Origin of the sequence: Erythrobacter sp., from assembly GCF_030066995.1 — a bacterium.
Lineage (GTDB): Bacteria > Pseudomonadota > Alphaproteobacteria > Sphingomonadales > Sphingomonadaceae > Erythrobacter.
In genome coordinates, this window is record NZ_JASJAP010000001.1 from 947,086 (window position 1) to 963,768 (window position 16,683).

At 64.3% G+C, this 16,683-nt stretch carries 17 protein-coding genes and 1 tRNA gene; 11 read left to right on the forward strand and 7 right to left on the reverse strand.

The window, feature by feature from the left end:
* Positions 1-35: 35 nt before the first annotated feature.
* The 4 genes from QNI87_RS04515 to grxC form a co-directional block, all read right to left on the reverse strand.
* A tRNA-Arg gene (locus QNI87_RS04515) sits at positions 36-112 on the reverse strand.
* Between the two features lie 42 nt (positions 113-154).
* Complete coding sequence (locus QNI87_RS04520; protein WP_300594570.1) at positions 155-652, reverse strand: DUF1178 family protein; 498 nt, start codon at positions 650-652, stop codon at positions 155-157.
* Between the two features lie 5 nt (positions 653-657).
* Positions 658-1,479, reverse strand: a complete 822-nt coding sequence (locus tag QNI87_RS04525) for a carbon-nitrogen hydrolase family protein (RefSeq protein ID WP_300594573.1) — start codon at positions 1,477-1,479, stop codon at positions 658-660.
* Between the two features lie 9 nt (positions 1,480-1,488).
* Positions 1,489-1,752: a glutaredoxin 3 gene (grxC, locus tag QNI87_RS04530; RefSeq protein WP_300594576.1), complete on the reverse strand. Its 264-nt coding sequence runs from the start codon at positions 1,750-1,752 to the stop codon at positions 1,489-1,491.
* A 183-nt stretch (positions 1,753-1,935) separates the two neighbouring features.
* Between grxC and QNI87_RS04535 the strand changes: the two genes are divergently transcribed.
* Positions 1,936-2,430, forward strand: a complete 495-nt coding sequence (locus QNI87_RS04535) for an Hsp20 family protein (protein ID WP_300594579.1) — start codon at positions 1,936-1,938, stop codon at positions 2,428-2,430.
* Between the two features lie 485 nt (positions 2,431-2,915).
* Here QNI87_RS04535 and QNI87_RS04540 read toward each other — a convergent pair whose 3' ends face one another.
* The 3 genes from QNI87_RS04540 to tpiA all read right to left on the reverse strand — a co-directional run bounded on the left by QNI87_RS04540 (position 2,916) and on the right by tpiA (position 5,903).
* Positions 2,916-4,550, reverse strand: a complete 1,635-nt coding sequence (locus QNI87_RS04540; RefSeq protein ID WP_300594582.1) for a CTP synthase — start codon at positions 4,548-4,550, stop codon at positions 2,916-2,918.
* A gap of 134 nt (positions 4,551-4,684) precedes the next feature.
* The gene (gene secG / locus QNI87_RS04545) at positions 4,685-5,056 is read right to left on the reverse strand and encodes a preprotein translocase subunit SecG (protein ID WP_300595309.1); all 372 of its coding nucleotides are present in this window, start codon (positions 5,054-5,056) and stop codon (positions 4,685-4,687) included.
* An 88-nt stretch (positions 5,057-5,144) separates the two neighbouring features.
* Positions 5,145-5,903, reverse strand: a complete 759-nt coding sequence (tpiA, locus tag QNI87_RS04550; RefSeq protein WP_300594585.1) for a triose-phosphate isomerase — start codon at positions 5,901-5,903, stop codon at positions 5,145-5,147.
* A 230-nt stretch (positions 5,904-6,133) separates the two neighbouring features.
* Between tpiA and QNI87_RS04555 the strand changes: the two genes are divergently transcribed.
* From QNI87_RS04555 to lexA, 10 genes are all read left to right on the forward strand, one after another.
* Entirely contained in the window at positions 6,134-8,074 is a 1,941-nt protein-coding gene (locus tag QNI87_RS04555; RefSeq protein ID WP_300594588.1) for a peptidylprolyl isomerase, read from the forward strand.
* 116 nt (positions 8,075-8,190) lie between these two features.
* A complete protein-coding gene (gene trpE / locus QNI87_RS04560; protein ID WP_366146168.1) occupies positions 8,191-9,672 on the forward strand; it encodes an anthranilate synthase component I in 1,482 nt (493 codons plus the stop codon).
* Complete coding sequence (locus QNI87_RS04565) at positions 9,669-10,517, forward strand: phosphodiester glycosidase family protein (protein WP_300594591.1); 849 nt, start codon at positions 9,669-9,671, stop codon at positions 10,515-10,517. The genes trpE and QNI87_RS04565 overlap by 4 nt, the downstream gene beginning before the upstream one ends.
* The gene (pip, locus tag QNI87_RS04570; protein WP_300594594.1) at positions 10,514-11,473 is read left to right on the forward strand and encodes a prolyl aminopeptidase; all 960 of its coding nucleotides are present in this window, start codon (positions 10,514-10,516) and stop codon (positions 11,471-11,473) included. The genes QNI87_RS04565 and pip overlap by 4 nt, the downstream gene beginning before the upstream one ends.
* A complete protein-coding gene (locus QNI87_RS04575; RefSeq protein WP_300594596.1) occupies positions 11,470-12,105 on the forward strand; it encodes an aminodeoxychorismate/anthranilate synthase component II in 636 nt (211 codons plus the stop codon). Before pip ends, QNI87_RS04575 begins: the two co-directional genes overlap by 4 nt.
* A complete protein-coding gene (trpD, locus tag QNI87_RS04580) occupies positions 12,102-13,094 on the forward strand; it encodes an anthranilate phosphoribosyltransferase (protein WP_300594599.1) in 993 nt (330 codons plus the stop codon). Before QNI87_RS04575 ends, trpD begins: the two co-directional genes overlap by 4 nt.
* 4 nt (positions 13,095-13,098) lie before the next feature.
* On the forward strand, positions 13,099-13,887 hold the full coding sequence (gene trpC / locus QNI87_RS04585) for an indole-3-glycerol phosphate synthase TrpC (protein WP_300594602.1): 789 nt from the start codon (positions 13,099-13,101) through the stop codon (positions 13,885-13,887).
* Positions 13,888-14,062: 175 nt separating this feature from the next.
* Positions 14,063-14,551: a cyclic pyranopterin monophosphate synthase MoaC gene (gene moaC / locus QNI87_RS04590; RefSeq protein ID WP_300594606.1), complete on the forward strand. Its 489-nt coding sequence runs from the start codon at positions 14,063-14,065 to the stop codon at positions 14,549-14,551.
* A 5-nt stretch (positions 14,552-14,556) separates the two neighbouring features.
* Positions 14,557-15,759: a molybdopterin molybdotransferase MoeA gene (locus QNI87_RS04595; protein WP_300595311.1), complete on the forward strand. Its 1,203-nt coding sequence runs from the start codon at positions 14,557-14,559 to the stop codon at positions 15,757-15,759.
* A 212-nt stretch (positions 15,760-15,971) separates the two neighbouring features.
* Positions 15,972-16,679 (forward strand): transcriptional repressor LexA, encoded by a 708-nt coding sequence (gene lexA, locus QNI87_RS04600; RefSeq protein WP_300594609.1) that lies wholly within the window; start codon positions 15,972-15,974, stop codon positions 16,677-16,679.
* Positions 16,680-16,683 lie beyond the last annotated feature (4 nt).

Genomic DNA, 16,683 nt, shown 5'->3' on the forward strand with positions numbered 1-16,683 from the left:
GACGCGCCCGGCCTTCTGAAGAGACCGGTCGTGTCTGGTGTCCCCGACAGGATTCGAACCTGTGGCCTTCGGATTAGGAATCCGACGCTCTATCCACCTGAGCTACGGGGACGCGCCTTGTGGCCGGACCCTCTTAGCACCAGGGCCTTGCCGATCAATTGAGCTTTTCGGGCGGAGCGGCGGGAAATGGCAGGGGGGCCACCGGAACGCCCTCGTCAAGCAGCTCCTTGGCCTCTTTGAGGCTCGCCTGTCCGTGAATGGGACCCTCGTCACGCTCGCCGTAATGCATCTCGCGCGATTGCTTGGCGAAGTCACCGCCGACCCAGGTGCTGTCCTTGAGCGCCTTCGCCTGCGCCTCGGCAAGTTTGGCCATGGCGCGCTGGACTTCCGCGGGCATCTCGCGATTAGCGAGCGGGGCATCGGGCGCGGCCTCATCCGAGGCAACCGGCGCAGAGACCCTTGGGACGGCGGTTGGCGCCGCGTTGCCTTTGACTGGTACGGCGGGCGCCATGGGCGCCTTGCTCACCTTCGCGGTCCCGCACTCCGGGCACGCCAGAAGGCCACGGCTGAGCTGATCTTCGAAATCGCCCGAGGAACCAAACCAGCCCTCGAAACGATGGCCGTGTTCGCAGTGAAGGTCGAATACAATCATGGTGCTTAGTATTTGGGTATCGGTCGTTTGTTGGCAAGGCTGGGCACTTGAGAGCGCACTTCGCCAATGCGCTTCAAGTCTATATCGCAGAAAGCCAGCCCAGGTTCCTCACCGCCCATGTCCAGGAGCACTTCACCCCATGGATCGACGACGAGGCTGTGGCCATAGGTTTCGCGCCCGTCCTCGTGCTTGCCCACTTGCGCAGCGGCAATGATAAACGCGCTCGCTTCGATGGCGCGGGCGCGCAGAAGGACGTGCCAATGCGCTGCGCCCGTGGGTTTGGTAAACGCGGCTGGGACCGCGATGGCCCAGCAATCGTGTCGCCCAAGTTCATCAAACAGCGCCGGAAAGCGCAAATCGTAGCAGATCGTGAAACCGATAGTGTTGAGCGGCGTGTTGATGTCGACGAAGATGCGCTCGCCAGGCCTGTAGGCTGCGCTTTCTCGCCAGCTTTCGCCAGTTGATAGCTCCACATCGAACATATGGATTTTGTCGTAATACCCCGGCCCTTCTCCGTCGGCGCGAAAATAGTAGGAACGGTTGGCAAGCATGCCTCCTTCCAGCGGATGTGGCATGGAGCCCAATGCTACATCGATATCGTACGTTTCGGCCAGCGCGCAAAAACGGTCATGATATTCACAGTAGGTTGGTTCTTCCATCGCAGCACGACCCCGCGAACGATCGCGGTCGAGCAACAGCGCCATTTCGGGCGTAAAGAGAATGTCCGCTCCGCCCCCTTTGGCATCGCGTGCGGCCTGCTCGATTACAGCAAAGTTCGCCTCGGGATCGATCCCCGAAGTCATCTGGAGTAGAGCGATCCTGGTCACGCCGAGTGCTTAGCCAGCCAGCAGGGCGTCAAGCTTGCCCGCCGCGTCAAGCGCAGCCAGATCATCCGAGCCGCCGACATGCGTCTCGCCGATGAAGATCTGCGGAACTGTCATCGCATTGGGCGCGCGCGCGAGCATCTCTTCGCGCTTTTCTCCGCCCATGGTGATGTCGTACTCGTTGAACTCAGCGCCCTTCGAGCTGAGCAAATACTTGGCCCGCACGCAAAAGGGGCAGGCAAATTTCGTATAGATATCGATGGTGGGCTGGCTCATGCCAAGTGTCCTTATCTCGTGCCTTCATCAAACTCTTGAAAGGCGTCTTTGGCATACCAGATAAAGTGTGTCGCCGCGTTTCGCCAGTCATCGGGAAGCGCAAAAGGCGGCAAACACCCCGACGCTGCGTCAGGCAGGCCGGGTCACGCAAACCAAATTGCTCAAACACGAGGATTTGAAACTATGTCACGTCTTGATTTTACCCCCTATCGCCGTTCGACCGTGGGCTTTGATCGCCTGTTCGACTTGCTCGAAAGCCAGGCTCGCTCGCAATCCGGCGACAATTATCCCCCCTTCAACATCGCGCGCCAGGGCGAGGACAATTACCGCATCACTCTCGCGGTCGCTGGTTTTCGTCCGCAGGATATCGACATCACCGCGCAGCAGAACCTGCTGACCGTGCAGGGCAAGAAGCGCGACGAGGTCGATGACGGTTCGCAGATGCTGCATGTCGGCATCGCCAATCGCGGTTTTGAGCGCCGTTTTGAGCTCGCCGATTTCGTGCGGGTCGAGCGCGCCGACTTGGCTGACGGGCTGTTGATCATCGATCTGGTGCGCGAAGTGCCCGACGCGATGAAGCCCAAGAAGATCGCGGTCGGATCCTCGACGCTTAAGGCGGTCGAAACAAACGGCGACACCGATAGCGCATCCGATACGGGCGCGGCTAACGCGGCCTGATCCGCCAAACCGACCATACGTAACGAAGGCGGCCTCGTCTGGCGGGGCCGCCTTTTTCGTGCGCTTCATGCGCGAAAAATCAGAAAGCGCCCTGAGGCGGTGGAGGCGGACCCGATGGATCCGCCCCCGCGACATAGAGCCGCCTCGATCAGAACCGAGCGTCCGGGTCGCAGAAGACGCTCCGCTCTTACGCGAGCTTGTCAAAGCGCAAGGATCGCAAGACCCTCCCGAGTTACGCGCTGCAAACTCATTGTGACGGTCTGCACCCCCGTCCCCTTTAGAAAACCTAAAGGTCTGTGACGGGGTAGGACCGATATCCGGCTGCTGGCAAGTGCAAATTTCAGAGCTTGTAAAAACGCGACAGGACGTTGATTTGTCGCAATTTCCTCGATCGGGTGGCCAGGAGGCCCAAAGCCCGTGTCATATCAGTGGCTTGGCTGGCAATGGCGCCTGAAAACCGACCGGATCGCGGTCGCAGGAAAAAATCACACCAGGCGCGATTGCTCCAGCGCCGCAGCGATGAATCCCGCGAACAAGGGATGCGGATCGAACGGCTTCGATTTGAGCTCGGGGTGGAACTGGACGCCGACGAACCAGGGATGATCGGGCCGTTCCACAATCTCGGGCAGAAGGCCATCGGGCGACATCCCGGCAAAGACCAGACCCTGCTTCTCCAGCGGATCGATGTAGGCGCTGTTCACCTCATAGCGGTGACGGTGCCGCTCCGAGATCACGTCGGCGCCGCCATATATGGCCGAGCTGTGGCTGTTACGGGCGAGCTTTGCTTCGTAGGCCCCAAGGCGCATCGTGCCGCCCAGATCGCCGCCCTGCTTGCGGCTTTGAAGACCTTCCTCGCTCATCCATTCGGTGATGATGCCGACGACGGGTTCATCGGTTTCGCCGAATTCGGTCGAGGATGCGTGGGCAAATCCGGCCGCGCGCGCGCCTTCGATACAGGCCATCTGCATGCCAAGGCAGATACCGAAGAACGGCACCTTGCGCTCGCGGGCAAACCGCACGCTGGCGATCTTGCCCTCGCTCCCGCGCTCGCCGAACCCGCCGGGCACCAGAATGCCGTGCATGGGCTCAAGGCGCGCGGTGATTTCCTCATCACCACCTTCGAATATCTCGGCGTCGATCCATTTGATGTTGACCTTCACCCGGTTGGCAAGCCCGCCATGGACCAGCGCTTCGTTGAGGCTCTTGTAAGCGTCCGGAAGGCCAACATATTTGCCCACCACGCCTATGGTAACCTCGCCTTCGGGGTTGAAATAGCGATCGGTCACGTCGTTCCACGCGTCCAGATCGGGCTCCGGCGCGTCGGTGATCCCGAAGCCGCGCAACACCTCGGCGTCGAGGCCTTCGCGATGGTATTGCAGCGGCACCGAGTAGATCGAAGGCGCATCGAGCGCGGGGATGACCGCTTCACGCCGCACATTGCAGAAATTGGCGATCTTCTGGCGTTCCGCATCGGGTATCGGGTGCTCGGCGCGGCACAAAAGCACGTCGGGCTTGATCCCCAGACTTGCCAGCTCGCGTACCGAGTGCTGCGTGGGCTTGGTCTTGAGCTCGCCAGCGGCGGCAATATAGGGCACCAGCGTCACGTGAACGCTTAGGGTCTGGAACGGCTCCAGTTCGTTCCGGATCTGGCGAATCGCTTCCATGAAGGGCAGCGATTCGATGTCGCCCACTGTCCCGCCGATCTCGCACAGGATGAAATCGTGATCGTCCTGATCGGCCAGGGCAAAGGCCTTGATCGCATCGGTCACGTGCGGAATGACCTGCACGGTGGCGCCCAGATAGTCTCCGCGCCTCTCGCGCGCGATGATGTCGCGGTAGACCCGTCCGGATGTGATGTTGTCGCTCTGGCGCGCCGAAACGCCTGTAAAGCGCTCATAATGGCCAAGGTCGAGATCGGTCTCCGCCCCGTCATCCGTCACATACACCTCGCCGTGCTGATACGGGCTCATCGTGCCCGGATCGACGTTGAGGTAGGGGTCGAACTTGCGGATGCGCACCTTGTACCCGCGCGCCTGCAGAAGCGCGGCCAGACTAGCCGCCATGAGACCTTTGCCGAGCGAGGAAACCACGCCGCCGGTGATAAAAATGTACCGCGCCATGGGCGTTGGGCCTTAAGCGTTGGAGGGTGCTTGAAGCAAGCGAATTGCCGCGCGCCATCCACAAAGTAGCGTGGGACGGGTGAGCGGAGCGCTCGCTTGGCGCGCGCGCCTTTCCGCGGGCGCTGCGCTGACGCTTATTCAGCCAGAGGATCGTCGCTGGCGTCGCCTTCGGCGGGCGCTTCGCCCCCATCCGTGGGCGCGAGCGGGTCGCCAAGCAGCTCCTGCGTTGGAGCCTGCGCTTCCACATCGCGATCGAGCGTCGAGGTGACGGTGTCGGTTGTCCCCGTCTGGACCGCCGCCGCTGCCAGCGCAATCGAAAGGACGACGAAGGCGACCGCGAGCCACTTGGTCGCGCGCGTCAGGAAGTCCGCCGCTCCGCGCGCGCCCAGTGCGCCCGTCGGGCTGCCGCCAATGCCAAGGCCGCCGCCTTCTGATCGCTGCATAAGCACGACGCCGACCAGCGCGGCGGCAACGAGCCCCTGAAGGACGGTGAGAAAAATGAACAGGCCCATGGCGTTTCTAGTCTCTGAAATTGGGTTTCAATGCGCGCGCATTTAGGAAGTGCGCGCCGATTTCGCAAGCGCGAGGCGCGCCTTACGCCTCGCTCGATTCGGCGGCAAGCGCGATGCTCATGAAGCTGTCCGCCGTGAGGCTCGCACCGCCCACAAGCGCGCCGCCGACTTCGGGCAGGCCCAGGATTTGCGCGGCGTTTTCCGGTTTGACCGATCCGCCGTACAAAATGCGCACACCCGCGCCCTCCTCTGCGCCGAAGAGCTCGACCAGCAGACTGCGAATTTCCGCGTGCATCTCCTGAATGTCGGCGCTCGTCGCGGTCTTGCCGGTGCCGATCGCCCAGATCGGTTCGTAGGCAATGGTCAACTGGTCGCCCGCCTTGTCAACCTTGGGCAAGGAGGCGGTTATCTGGTCCTTCACATACGGTACCGCGTTGCCCGCGTCGCGGGTCGCCTCTGTCTCTCCGCAGCACAGGATGACCCGCAGGCCCGCCTTGAGCGCAGCCTCCACCTTGGCCTTGACAATCTCGCTGGTTTCGCCGTGGCCTTCGCGGCGCTCGCTGTGGCCCAGAATGACGAATTTCGCGCCCGCATCCGCGATCATCGAGGCTGAGATATCCCCCGTATGCGCGCCTTCATCGGCAAAGTGGCAGTTTTGCGCGCCAACGCCGATCTGGCCCGCCTCGCGGTGGATCGGATGGATCAGAGTATAGGGCGGCGCGATCGCCACCTCCACTTTCATGTGCCGTTGGGCCGCGCGGTCAATCGCGCGCGCTTCGGAGAGCATGGCGCGCGTGCCGTGCATCTTCCAGTTTCCAACGATGAAGGGCCGATCAGCCATAAGGTGTCCTGCGCTGTGTTTTGTTGTGTGCGTGTTGTGTCGTGTGCGAATCTGGAGCGTCGTTACGCTGGAGGGGCCGCGTCCGCTAGACGACCAAGGGCCGTCAGTCAAAACCTGCGCACACCTGTTGCCGCGAGGTCTCAGGGCGGATAGAGCGCGTCGCAAACGCCTTGATCCGGGCCGTCTGGTCGCGGACAGGTGAGGCCCAACCTTCCGGATACGTCACGCGCATGATCACTTCCTTTCGCAAGTTCTTCCAATCCAAGATCGGAATGGCCTTTTTCCTTGGGTTTCTGGCGCTTGTCGCGCTCGCATTTGCTGGAGCGGATATAACCGGCAACACGTTTGGCGGCCTTGCGCGGGGCGAGCGCGTCGCGCTGGTGGGCGACGACGCCGTCACCAACGCAGAGCTTGTCGAGACGGCGCAATCGACGCTGCGCAGCGTTCGGCGCGAGAACCCGACCCTCACCATGCCGACCTTCATCGCCGAGGGTGGCCTCGACGAAGTTCTCTCGCAAATGATCGACCGGCTGGCGATCGCCGCCTTCGCCGAGGATGCGGGCCTTCGCGCGGGCGAAAACCTTGTGAACAGCGAGATCCTCCAGATCGGAGCGTTTCGCGGCGTTAGCGGCGAATTTGATCAACAGGTTTATCAGCAGGCGCTCGCGGACCAACGCATATCGGACGCGACGCTGCGCCGCGACCTGTCCGATGGGCTTCTGGCCCAGCAAATGCTGCTGCCCGCAATCGTCGCGCCGCGTATGCCGGACAAGGTCACGCGCCGCTACGCTTCGCTGTTTCTCGAGCGCCGCAGCGGCGCTATCGCCCTGATCCCTAGCGCGCTTTACACGACCGAAGACGAACCGGACGCCGCCGCGCTGGAAGCCTATTACATCGCCAACCGCACCGATTACATCCTGCCCGAGCGGCGAACGCTGCGCTTTGCGGTGTTCAACACCGACAATCTGACGGACGACGTGACGCCCAGCGAGGCGGAAATCGCGGCGCGGTACAAGGAAAACGAGGACCAGTACGCCGCGCGCGAGGCCCGCGACGTGACCTCTTTCACCGTCCCGACCGAAGAGGGCGCGAAGGCAATCGTCGAACAGATCCGGGCGGGCAAGAGCCTAGAAGCCGCCGCGCGCGACGCCGGGTTCAACACAACGCAGGCGCTCGACCGGGATCGGGAGCAATACGCATCGAGCGTCAGTTTCGCCGCCGCTCAGGCCGTGTTCGCCGCCGGACAGGGCGAGGTCGCGGAACCGGCGCAAAGCACGCTTGGCTATGTGATCGCCCGGGTCGATAAAATCACCAACACGCCTGCGCGCTCGCTCGACGAGGTCAGGGACGAGATCACGCAAGCCCTCACCCAGGAGAAACGCGCCGCCGCGCTGGGCGATCTGTCCGCGCGGATCGAAGCCGAGGTGGACCAGGGAACCTCGCTCACCGAGATCGCCGATGCGTTTGACCTTACTCTCGATGAAAGCCCGCCCCTGCTTGCCGATGGCCGGGTCTTTGGCGATCCGACCACCGCGCCCAACCCGGCGCTGCGCCCGATCCTTGATACCGCTTTCAGCCTCGATGAAAGCCAGCCCCAACTCGACGTGCTAGTGCCCGGTTCGCAGTTTCTCGTCTACGACGTCACTTCCATCACCGAATCCGCTGCGCCGCCGCTCGCCGAGATCAGAGACCGCATCGCGCGAGACTATGGCCTCGCCGAGGCCAGCAAGATCGCACGACAGACAGCGCAGCGCGTGGTGGACCGGGTCCGCAATGATACATCTCTCACCGCTGCTCTTGGCGAGGAAGACAAGCCGCTGCCCGCGCCCGACGATGTCACGCTGGGTCGGCCCGAACTTCAACAGCTGAGCGCGCGCGGTCCCGTACCCCCGGCGCTCGCGCTGATGTTCAGCATGGCCGAGGGCACCACCAAGCTGCTCGAAGCGCCGGGCAATCAAGGGTGGATCATTGTCACTCTCGACGAGATCACGAGCGACGATGTCGAGCCTGGCAGCCCGATTCTGGCAGGCCTCTCCCAGGAGTTCGTACAGACCCTAAGCGCGGAATACTCCGATCAGCTGAGCAAGGCGATGCGCGAAAGCGTTGGCGTCGAGACCAACGAAAGCGCGCTTGAAGAGGTGCGCGCGCAACTGGCCGGCGGCGAAAGCTAGCGCGCCGCGTTCGCCGATATCTTTCCATTTCGACCCGACCGCCTGTGACGTCCCCCGCCCCGCCGTTTCCCTTTCGCGCTGATGCGCCCAGCAACGCCGAGGCCGCGGCGCGCGCTTTGGCGCAGGGAAAGCCCGCGCTGGTGTGGCGCCGGGTCATCGCGGACAGCGACACGCCGGTGGGGGCGGCGCGGCGGCTGATTGCACCGGGACGCGGAGACTTTCTGCTGGAATCGGTTGAAGGCGGGGAAGTGCGCGGGAGGTACAGCCTGCTGGGGCTCGACCCCGATCTCGTGTTTCGCGCGCACGAAGGCCGCGCCGAAATCAACGCCCGCTGGCGCCGGGATCGAGACGCGTTCGAGCCCTGCAAAGACGGCGCGCTCAGCGAGCTTCGTGCACTGGCGGATGCGTGCCGGATCGACGTGCCCAATGCCCTGCCATCGGCGCTTGCGTGTCTGGTTGGCTATTTCGGCTACGAAACGATCGGACTGGTCGAAACTCTGCCGCGCGCCGAACCCAGCGTTCTCGCGCTCCCGGATATGCTGTTTGTTCGACCGACCCTCATCCTTGTTTTCGATGGTCTGACCGATGAACTCTACTGCGTAGCGCCCTTGTGGCCGGGCGAGGAGGTCAGGCGCGATCCCGGTCCCGCCATCGACCGGGCCGGGGAGAGGATCGACGAGGCCCTGCGCACGCTCACCACCCCCGCCCCGCCCGAACCGCGCGCGGCGAACGGAGAGGATGAGCCAGAGCTTACGCCGGTGATGGCCGGAGAAGAATACAAGGCGATGGTCGCGCGCGCGAAGGACTATATCGTCGCAGGCGACATCTTTCAGGTCGTGCTGGCCCAGCGTTTCACCTGTCCCTTTACCCTCCCGCCGCTGGAACTCTACCGCGCCTTGCGGCGCGTGAACCCTTCGCCCTTCCTCTATTTCCTCGACTTGCCCGGCTTCGCGATCGTCGGCTCAAGCCCGGAAATCCTGGTGCGCGTGCGAAACGGTGAAGTCACCATCCGCCCGATTGCCGGGACCCGTCCGCGAGGCGCGACGCGGGCCGAGGACGACGCGAACGAGGCCAGCCTGCTCGCCGACCCGAAGGAACGCGCCGAACACCTGATGCTGCTTGACCTGGGTCGCAACGATGTCGGACGCGTCGCCGAGCGCGGGAGCGTGAGCGTCACAGACAGCTTCGGTATCGAACGCTACAGCCACGTCATGCACATCGTCAGCAATGTGGTCGGATCGCTGGCACAGGGCCGCGACGCTCTGGACGCGCTGTTCGCCGGGTTTCCGGCCGGAACCGTTTCGGGCGCGCCAAAGATCCGGGCCTGCGAGATCATCGCCGAACTCGAACCGGAGACGCGGGGCGCCTATGCGGGCGGGGTCGGCTATTTTGCGCCGGACGGCTCGGTCGATAGCTGCATTGTCCTGCGCACGGCTGTGGTAAAGGATGAGGTGATGCACGTTCAGGCGGGCGCGGGAATAGTCGCCGACAGCGATCCGGATTACGAGCTTGCCGAATGCCGCGCGAAAGCGGGCGCGCTGATCGCGGCGGCGAGCGAAGCGGTGCGCCGCGCCAGCGAACCGGGGTTCGGACAATGAGAGTAATGACGCTGCTGTTCCTCGCGCCGCTCGCGCTGTTGATTTCCTGCAAAGAGGCGCCCGCGGGCCAGCCTGTCGTCACCGTCGATCTCAGCGACGAAGAGGGAGAGATCCTTCCGGTGCCTGCCAATGAGGCCGAGCTTGCGGCCGCATCTTCTCCGTTTGCATCGGTGTGCGCACCGGCCACCTTCGAAACGATCTCGCTCACACACTGTATCGCCGATCCGGAAAGCCACACGATCAGCGCGGTCTATCGCCCCAGCGCGCAGGCCGCCCCATACGGTTCGCTGAGCGCTTACGCGGCGAGTGTCGATCCCACTACAATCGCCTTTGCGACAAACGGCGGCGCGTTCACCGACGACCTGTCGCCGCGCGGCTATCTGGTGACAGCGGGCGAGCGCCTTTCGACCCTTGATCGCGGATCGGGCGAGGCGAACTTCTATCTCAAGCCTAACGGCGTTTTCTTCGGCAGCGGCGCGCGTTGGCGCATTCTGACGACCACCGCGTTCTTCAGCACGGTGCGCGATCGTCCGCAGTTCGGCACGCAGTCCGGCCCGATGTTGCTTGTTGACGGCGAGCTTGGCGCCGCGATCGGCGAGAACGGCAATTCGCGCGCGATCCGCAACGCGGTGGGCGTGGATGAGGAAGGCAAGGCGCATTTCGTGATCTCGAACGCGCCGATCAGCTATGGCCAGTTGGCGCGCTATTTCCGCGACGAGTTGAGCGTGCCGAACGCTCTGTTTCTGGACGCCAACTCATCCTCCTTGTGGAACCCGGCGACTGGCCGGATGGATGAAGGGCGGACCGGCCCGATCCTTGTCGTGACCCGGAAGGCCACCCCATGACGAACCGCCGCACGCTCTACCCCGAGATCGAACCCTATGAGAGCGGTATGCTCGACGTGGGCGAAGGCCATTCGCTGTATTATGAGCGCGTGGGCACGCCCGGCGCCAAACCCGCCGTCTTCCTGCATGGCGGTCCGGGCGGCGGGATGAGCCCTTCGCACCGGCGCCAATGGAACCCGCAACGCTACGATGTCGTGCTGTTCGATCAGCGCGGGTGCGGAAAGTCGCTTCCCTTCGCCGAGATCGAAAACAACGACACATGGCGGATCGTCGCGGACATGGAGCGCCTGCGGGTTCATTGCGGGTTTGATCGCTGGCAGGTCTTCGGCGGCAGCTGGGGCTCCACCCTCGCGCTCGCTTACGCGCAGGAACATCCCGAGCGGGTGAGCGAATTGATCCTGCGCGGCGTCTTCCTCGCCCGCGCGCGCGAAAAGACGTGGCTCTACTCCTACGGGGCGAGCGAAATCATGTCCGAGCAATGGGACGAATTTTCAGGACTCATCCCCGCCGAAGAGCGCGGCGATCTGGTCAAGGCCTATTACACGCGCCTGACCAGCGAGGACGAGACGACGCGGCTCGAAGCGGCCCGGCAATGGTCCTTGTGGGAGGGCACGGTGGCGACACTGCTGCCCAATCCCGGTCTGATGGAAGAGTTCGCCGACCCGTCCAAAGCGGTGCCCTTCGCCCGCATCTGCGCCCGCTTCTTCCTCGAAGACTTCTTCCTCGAGGAAGGCCAGCTGCTGACCAACGCCGATCGTATTGCGGATATTCCCGGCATCATCGTGCAGGGCCGCCACGACATCTGCACGCCGCCATCGTCCGCGTGGGCGCTGAAAAAGGCCTGGCCCAAGGGCGAGTTGTGGATGGTCGATGACGCCGGGCACTCGGCCGGCGAGCCGGGCATCGTCGATGGGCTCGTTCGGGCCACCGATCATTTTGCAGGAGCAACCGCGTGAGCGCGCCCACCATTCTCGTCATCGACAATTACGACAGCTTCACCTTCAATCTGGTCCACTACCTGATGGAGCTGGGCGTCGAGGTTCGCGTCGAGCGCAATGACGCGCTTAGCGCGGCGGAGGCGATCCGTACCAATGTGGCCGGTTTCCTCATCTCGCCGGGACCGTGCACGCCGAACGAAGCGGGCATCAGCCTCGATCTGGTCGCTGCCTGCGCCGACGCGGAGCGTCCGCTTCTGGGCGTGTGCCTTGGCCACCAGTCGATCGGGCAGCATTTTGGTGGCACAGTGACGCGCGGGGGGCTGATGCACGGCAAAACCTCGCCCGTAACCCATGACGGATCGGGCGTGTTCAAGGGCCTGCCCTCGCCCTTTACCGCAACGCGCTATCACAGCCTCGAAGTGGTCGATGCGCCCGCCAGCCTGGTCGCGAACGCGCACGCGGCGACGCCCGGGCTGGCCGAGGTCAGCGTCATGGGTTTCCGCCACGAAACGCTGCCGATCCACGGCGTGCAGTTCCACCCGGAGAGCATCGCGACCGAGCACGGCCATGCTCTGCTCGCCAACTTCCTTTCCGAGTGCGGGATCGAGGCGTCTTTGCCGGACCACCGTATCGTGGAGGCCTCGGCGTGAGCTCGCTTCCCGACATTGCCAAGCCGCTGACCGAAACCGAAGCGGAGACCGCCTTTGGCACCCTGCTCGACGGCGCGCCGAGCGAGGCGGAAATCGAGCAATTCCTGGTCGCGCTCTCGACCCGCGGCGAAACCGCGAACGAAATCGCAGGCGCGGCGCGCGCGCTCAGAGCCCGGCTGATCCCCATAAAGGCCCCCAAGGGCGCCATCGATGTCTGCGGCACTGGCGGCGACGGGCATCACACGCTCAACGTCTCGACCGCGGTCAGTCTGGTGGTCGCGGCCTGCGGCGTGCCGGTCGCGAAGCACGGAAACCGCGCCGCGTCGTCCAAGGCGGGCGCGGCGGACACGCTGGAGGCGCTCGGCCTCGACATGGACGCCGCCGGGCGCACGGCGGAAAAGACGCTCGCCGAAATCGGCATTTGCTTCCTCTTCGCCAGGAACCACCACCCCGCAATGGGGCGCATCCAGCCCATTCGCAAGAAAATCGGCAAGCGCACGATCTTCAATCTGATGGGCCCGCTGTCGAACCCGGCTGGTGTGACAAGCCAGCTTATCGGCATCGCCCGGCCCGCCTATGTGCCGATTTACGCAGGCGCGCTGGCGAAGCTGGGCACGGGCCGCTCGCTTATTGTCTCGGGCGATGAGGGGCTGGACGAACTCAGCCTTGCGGGCGGCAGCGAGGTTGCGGTCGTCACCGGCAACAGCTTTGCCATGCAACGCCTCGACCCGGCGGACGCGGGGCTTCCAAACGCGCCCATCGATGCGATCCGCGGCGATGACGCGGCGTATAACGCCGCCGCGCTCAAAAGGCTGCTCGAAGGCGAAAGGGGAGCCTATCGCGACGCGGTCCTGTTCAACGCCGCCGGCGCGCTGAGCGTGGCGGGCAAGGGCGAAGACTGGCCCGCAGGCGTAGCCCTCGCCGCCGAAGCGCTCGACAGCGGACGCGCGCGCGATCTGCTGGCGCGCTGGATCGAGTTGGCGGCCTGAGGCCATGAACAAGCTCGAGGAAATTTGCGCCAACAAGCGCAACGAAGTCGCCGACCGCAAGGCCCAGCGCACGGTGTCGCAGCTTGAAGCGACAGCACGCGAGCAATCGGCGCCGCGCGGGTTCGAGGCCGCGTTGCGCAAGACCGCCGCGACGCGCTTTGCTCTCATCGCCGAAATCAAGCGCGCCAGCCCCTCCAAGGGCCTCATCCGCGAGGACTTCCACCCCGCCGAGCACGCCGCCGCTTACGAAGCCGGGGGCGCCGCGTGCCTCTCTGTCCTCACCGATACGCCCTATTTTCAGGGCCATGAGGACTACCTGATCGCAGCGCGCGCGGCCTGCTCGCTTCCCGTCCTGCGCAAGGACTTCATGGTCGATCCCTGGCAATGCCTCGAAGCGCGCGCGCTCGGCGCGGACGCAATCCTCATCATCGTGGCCGCGTTGAGCGATGCGCAGATGGTGGAAATCGAAGCCGCCGCGCGCGAGCAGGCGATGGATGTCCTTGTCGAAGTGCACGACGAAGCCGAACTGGAACGCGCGCTTGCGACGCTTCGCTCCCGGTTGATCGGGGTGAACAACCGCGACCTGAAAACCTTCACCACCTCGCTGGAAACCACCGAGCGGCTCGCAAAACTTGTGCCTGACGAGGCTCTTGTTGTGGGCGAAAGCGGCATCAACTCGCATGCAGACCTTGCGCGCCTGTCGGACGCGGGCGTTCGCGCCTTCCTGGTGGGCGAGAGCCTGATGCGCGCCGCTGATGTGACCGCCGCCACACGCGAATTGCTCGAAGGGTGATGGCTGGCCTGTCCTACTGGGCCGAGCCGTGGCAATAGGCGGGTATGAAAGCTGTTCGCCTCTCGCATTCATCGACCCGCTCGATCAATTGCCGAGCGATTGATCGATCCAATTTTTGCGCTTGGACAGTGTTCCATGTGTTCCAGGCGTGCTTCAGCTGCGACGAGTTGAGCCCGTGAGCGATCTGACCCATCTCGGCGACGACGGCGCGGCGCGCATGGTGGATGTGAGCGGCAAGGCACAAACGCACCGCGTCGCGATTGCCTCCGGACGCGTTACGATGAGCGCCAAGGCCCTCGCCGCCATCCGTGAAGGCGACGCGCCCAAGGGCGACGTTCTGGGCACTGCGCGCATTGCGGGCATCATGGCGGCTAAGCGCACCGGGGAGCTGATCCCGCTGTGCCATCCTCTGGGCCTCGAAGCGGTCACGGTGGACTTCGCCTTCGAGCACACCGATGGCGTTGGGGCGATCCGCGCCACCGCCACCGCCTCGCTGACCGGCAAGACGGGCGTCGAGATGGAAGCCATGGTCGCCGTCTCCACCGCCCTGCTCACCATCTACGACATGGCCAAGGCGATCGACAAAGGCATGGTGATCAAAGAGGTCCGCCTCATCGAGAAACGCGGCGGCAAATCGGGCATGTGGAAGGCGGACGGGGTTTGAGCGCTATGCTCAGCCTTGAGGAGGCGCAGGCCAAGTTGCTGGCGCTCGCGCCCGAGACGTACAGCTGCGGGCTTGGGCTCTCGCATGCAGCGGCGGGAGCGCGCGGCTATCTTGCGAAGGACGTAAACGCCCATCGCACCCAACCCGCCGCCGACCTTTCGGCGATGGATGGCTATGCGATCAGTGGTGAAGGCCCGTGGAAGCGCATCGGTGAAGCGCGCGCTGGTGCCCCCTTCGAAGGCTCTCTTCAGTCGGGACAATGCGTGCGCATCTCAACCGGCGCGCTCATGCCTGAGGGCGCGGAAAGTGTGCTGATCCAGGAGAACGCAGCGGTTGACGGGTCTTTGGTGACGCTCGCTGCGGGAGAGGCGCGACCGGAGCCCGGCCGCCATGTGCGTGTCAGGGGCTTCGACTTCGAGGTTGGCGAACGGGTGCTCGAAGCGGGAACGCGGCTAACGCCAGCTCGCATGGCGCTGGCTCTTGCTGCGGGGCGCACCAGCGTCCCGGTCGTGATGCGCCCGTCGGTCGCAGTGCTCGACAGCGGGGATGAGTTGGTCCCAGTTGGCAAGCCGCTCGCGCCGCACCAGATCCCGGCCAGCAACGGGGCCATGATAAGCTGGATGCTTGCCCCACTCGTGGGATTGGTCGACGAGCGTATCGGCCCGGTTCCAGACGGCCCACAAGCTCTTGCGACGGCGCTCAGGCAGGCCGAAAACTGCCACATCCTCATCACCTCAGGCGGCGCGTCGGTGGGCGATCACGACCTTGTGCAGGACGCCTTGCGCGAATGGGGCGCAAAGATCGACTTCTGGAAGGTCGCGATCAAGCCGGGCAAGCCCTTGATGGTGGCGACGAAAAGGCACGATTGGGGGGATCAGGTCATCCTCGGGCTTCCCGGCAATCCGGTGTCGAGCTTCGTCACGGCGTTCCTGTTTGCGCTGCCGCTGGTGCGCGCGGCGATGGGCGCGGCTGACCCCTTGCCCAAACCGTCCACTCGCATAGCGGCTGAAGACCTTCCCGCGACCGGCTCCCGCCGCGAGTTCCTGCGCGGTGTCAGCGATGGCGAGACGGTCCATCTGGCCGGCTCCCAGGACTCAAGCGCGCTGATGGCTTTGGCGCGGGCCAATTGCCTGATTGACCGCCCCGCAGGTGCCGATCCGGTTCGCGCCGGGGAGCGCGTGCCTGTGTACAACCTCCAGAATGGCTGAATTGCGGGCCTTTGCGGCATCGGGCCGCTTGACTTGTTCTCCTCGGTTGCCTACTTGTTCCGCATTCGTTCACCTTATTGGTGAGCGGCAGCGCTGACAAAGCACTCATTCGCGCAAGGGCGAGGTGTGCCTCTTCCCGGCGCGCTCGACTGGCAGCTGCGCACGCGTCCCTTTCGCGTGGCAGCGATCTGCGAATAAGGGAGATTATCGCAATGCTGACCGCCAAGCAGCACGAACTGATCCGCTTCATCCAGCAGCGCCTGGAAGAAACCGGCATTTCCCCGAGTTTTGAAGAAATGAAGGAAGCGCTCGACCTCAAGAGCAAATCGGGCGTGCATCGCCTGATTTCGGCGCTTGAAGAGCGTGGCTTCATCCGCCGCTTGCCCAACCGCGCGCGCGCTCTGGAAGTGATCAAGCAACCCGAGGATGCGACGCCCGCTCCGCGCGCTCAAGCCGTCATGCCCGGCGTCAGCGACACGGTTACGAGCCTGGGCGCGGCGCCCAATTCCGCGCCGCCGGTTCCCGAACCGGCCAATGATGTCATTGAGATACCCCTGCATGGGCGCATTGCAGCAGGGGCACCGATCGAGGCGCTTGAAGGGCAGACTTCGCTGCCCGTTCCGGCCGCCCTGCTCGGCCCTGGTGAGCACTACGCGCTGGAGGTCTCCGGCGACTCGATGATCGAGGCTGGCATCTTCGACGGTGATTTTGCGCTGGTGCGCCGCACGGACAGCGCGCGCGATGGCGAGATCGTCGTGGCGCTGGTGCATGGTGAGGAAGCCACGCTCAAATACCTGCACAAGGATGGCGGCTCGATCCGGCTCGATCCGGCCAACGCGGCCTATGACGCGCAGGTGTACCGGCCCGGCGAAGTCCAGGTGCAAGGCAAGCTTGCCGGGCTTTTGCGCCGCTACCACTAAGCGG

What these genes read in the sequence shown, in the direction of transcription:
- tpiA (WP_300594585.1), bottom strand. Translation starts at nt 5,903, where the DNA reads ATGGCTGATCGGCCCTTCATCGTTGGAAACTGGAAGATGCACGGCACG.
- trpC (WP_300594602.1), top strand. Translation starts at nt 13,099, where the DNA reads ATGAACAAGCTCGAGGAAATTTGCGCCAACAAGCGCAACGAAGTCGCC.
- QNI87_RS04555 (WP_300594588.1), top strand. Translation starts at nt 6,134, where the DNA reads ATGATCACTTCCTTTCGCAAGTTCTTCCAATCCAAGATCGGAATGGCC.
- pip (WP_300594594.1), top strand. Translation starts at nt 10,514, where the DNA reads ATGACGAACCGCCGCACGCTCTACCCCGAGATCGAACCCTATGAGAGC.
- QNI87_RS04540 (WP_300594582.1), bottom strand. Translation starts at nt 4,550, where the DNA reads ATGGCGCGGTACATTTTTATCACCGGCGGCGTGGTTTCCTCGCTCGGC.
- lexA (WP_300594609.1), top strand. Translation starts at nt 15,972, where the DNA reads ATGCTGACCGCCAAGCAGCACGAACTGATCCGCTTCATCCAGCAGCGC.
- QNI87_RS04595 (WP_300595311.1), top strand. Translation starts at nt 14,557, where the DNA reads ATGCTCAGCCTTGAGGAGGCGCAGGCCAAGTTGCTGGCGCTCGCGCCC.
- grxC (WP_300594576.1), bottom strand. Translation starts at nt 1,752, where the DNA reads ATGAGCCAGCCCACCATCGATATCTATACGAAATTTGCCTGCCCCTTT.
- QNI87_RS04520 (WP_300594570.1), bottom strand. Translation starts at nt 652, where the DNA reads ATGATTGTATTCGACCTTCACTGCGAACACGGCCATCGTTTCGAGGGC.
- QNI87_RS04565 (WP_300594591.1), top strand. Translation starts at nt 9,669, where the DNA reads ATGAGAGTAATGACGCTGCTGTTCCTCGCGCCGCTCGCGCTGTTGATT.
- QNI87_RS04535 (WP_300594579.1), top strand. Translation starts at nt 1,936, where the DNA reads ATGTCACGTCTTGATTTTACCCCCTATCGCCGTTCGACCGTGGGCTTT.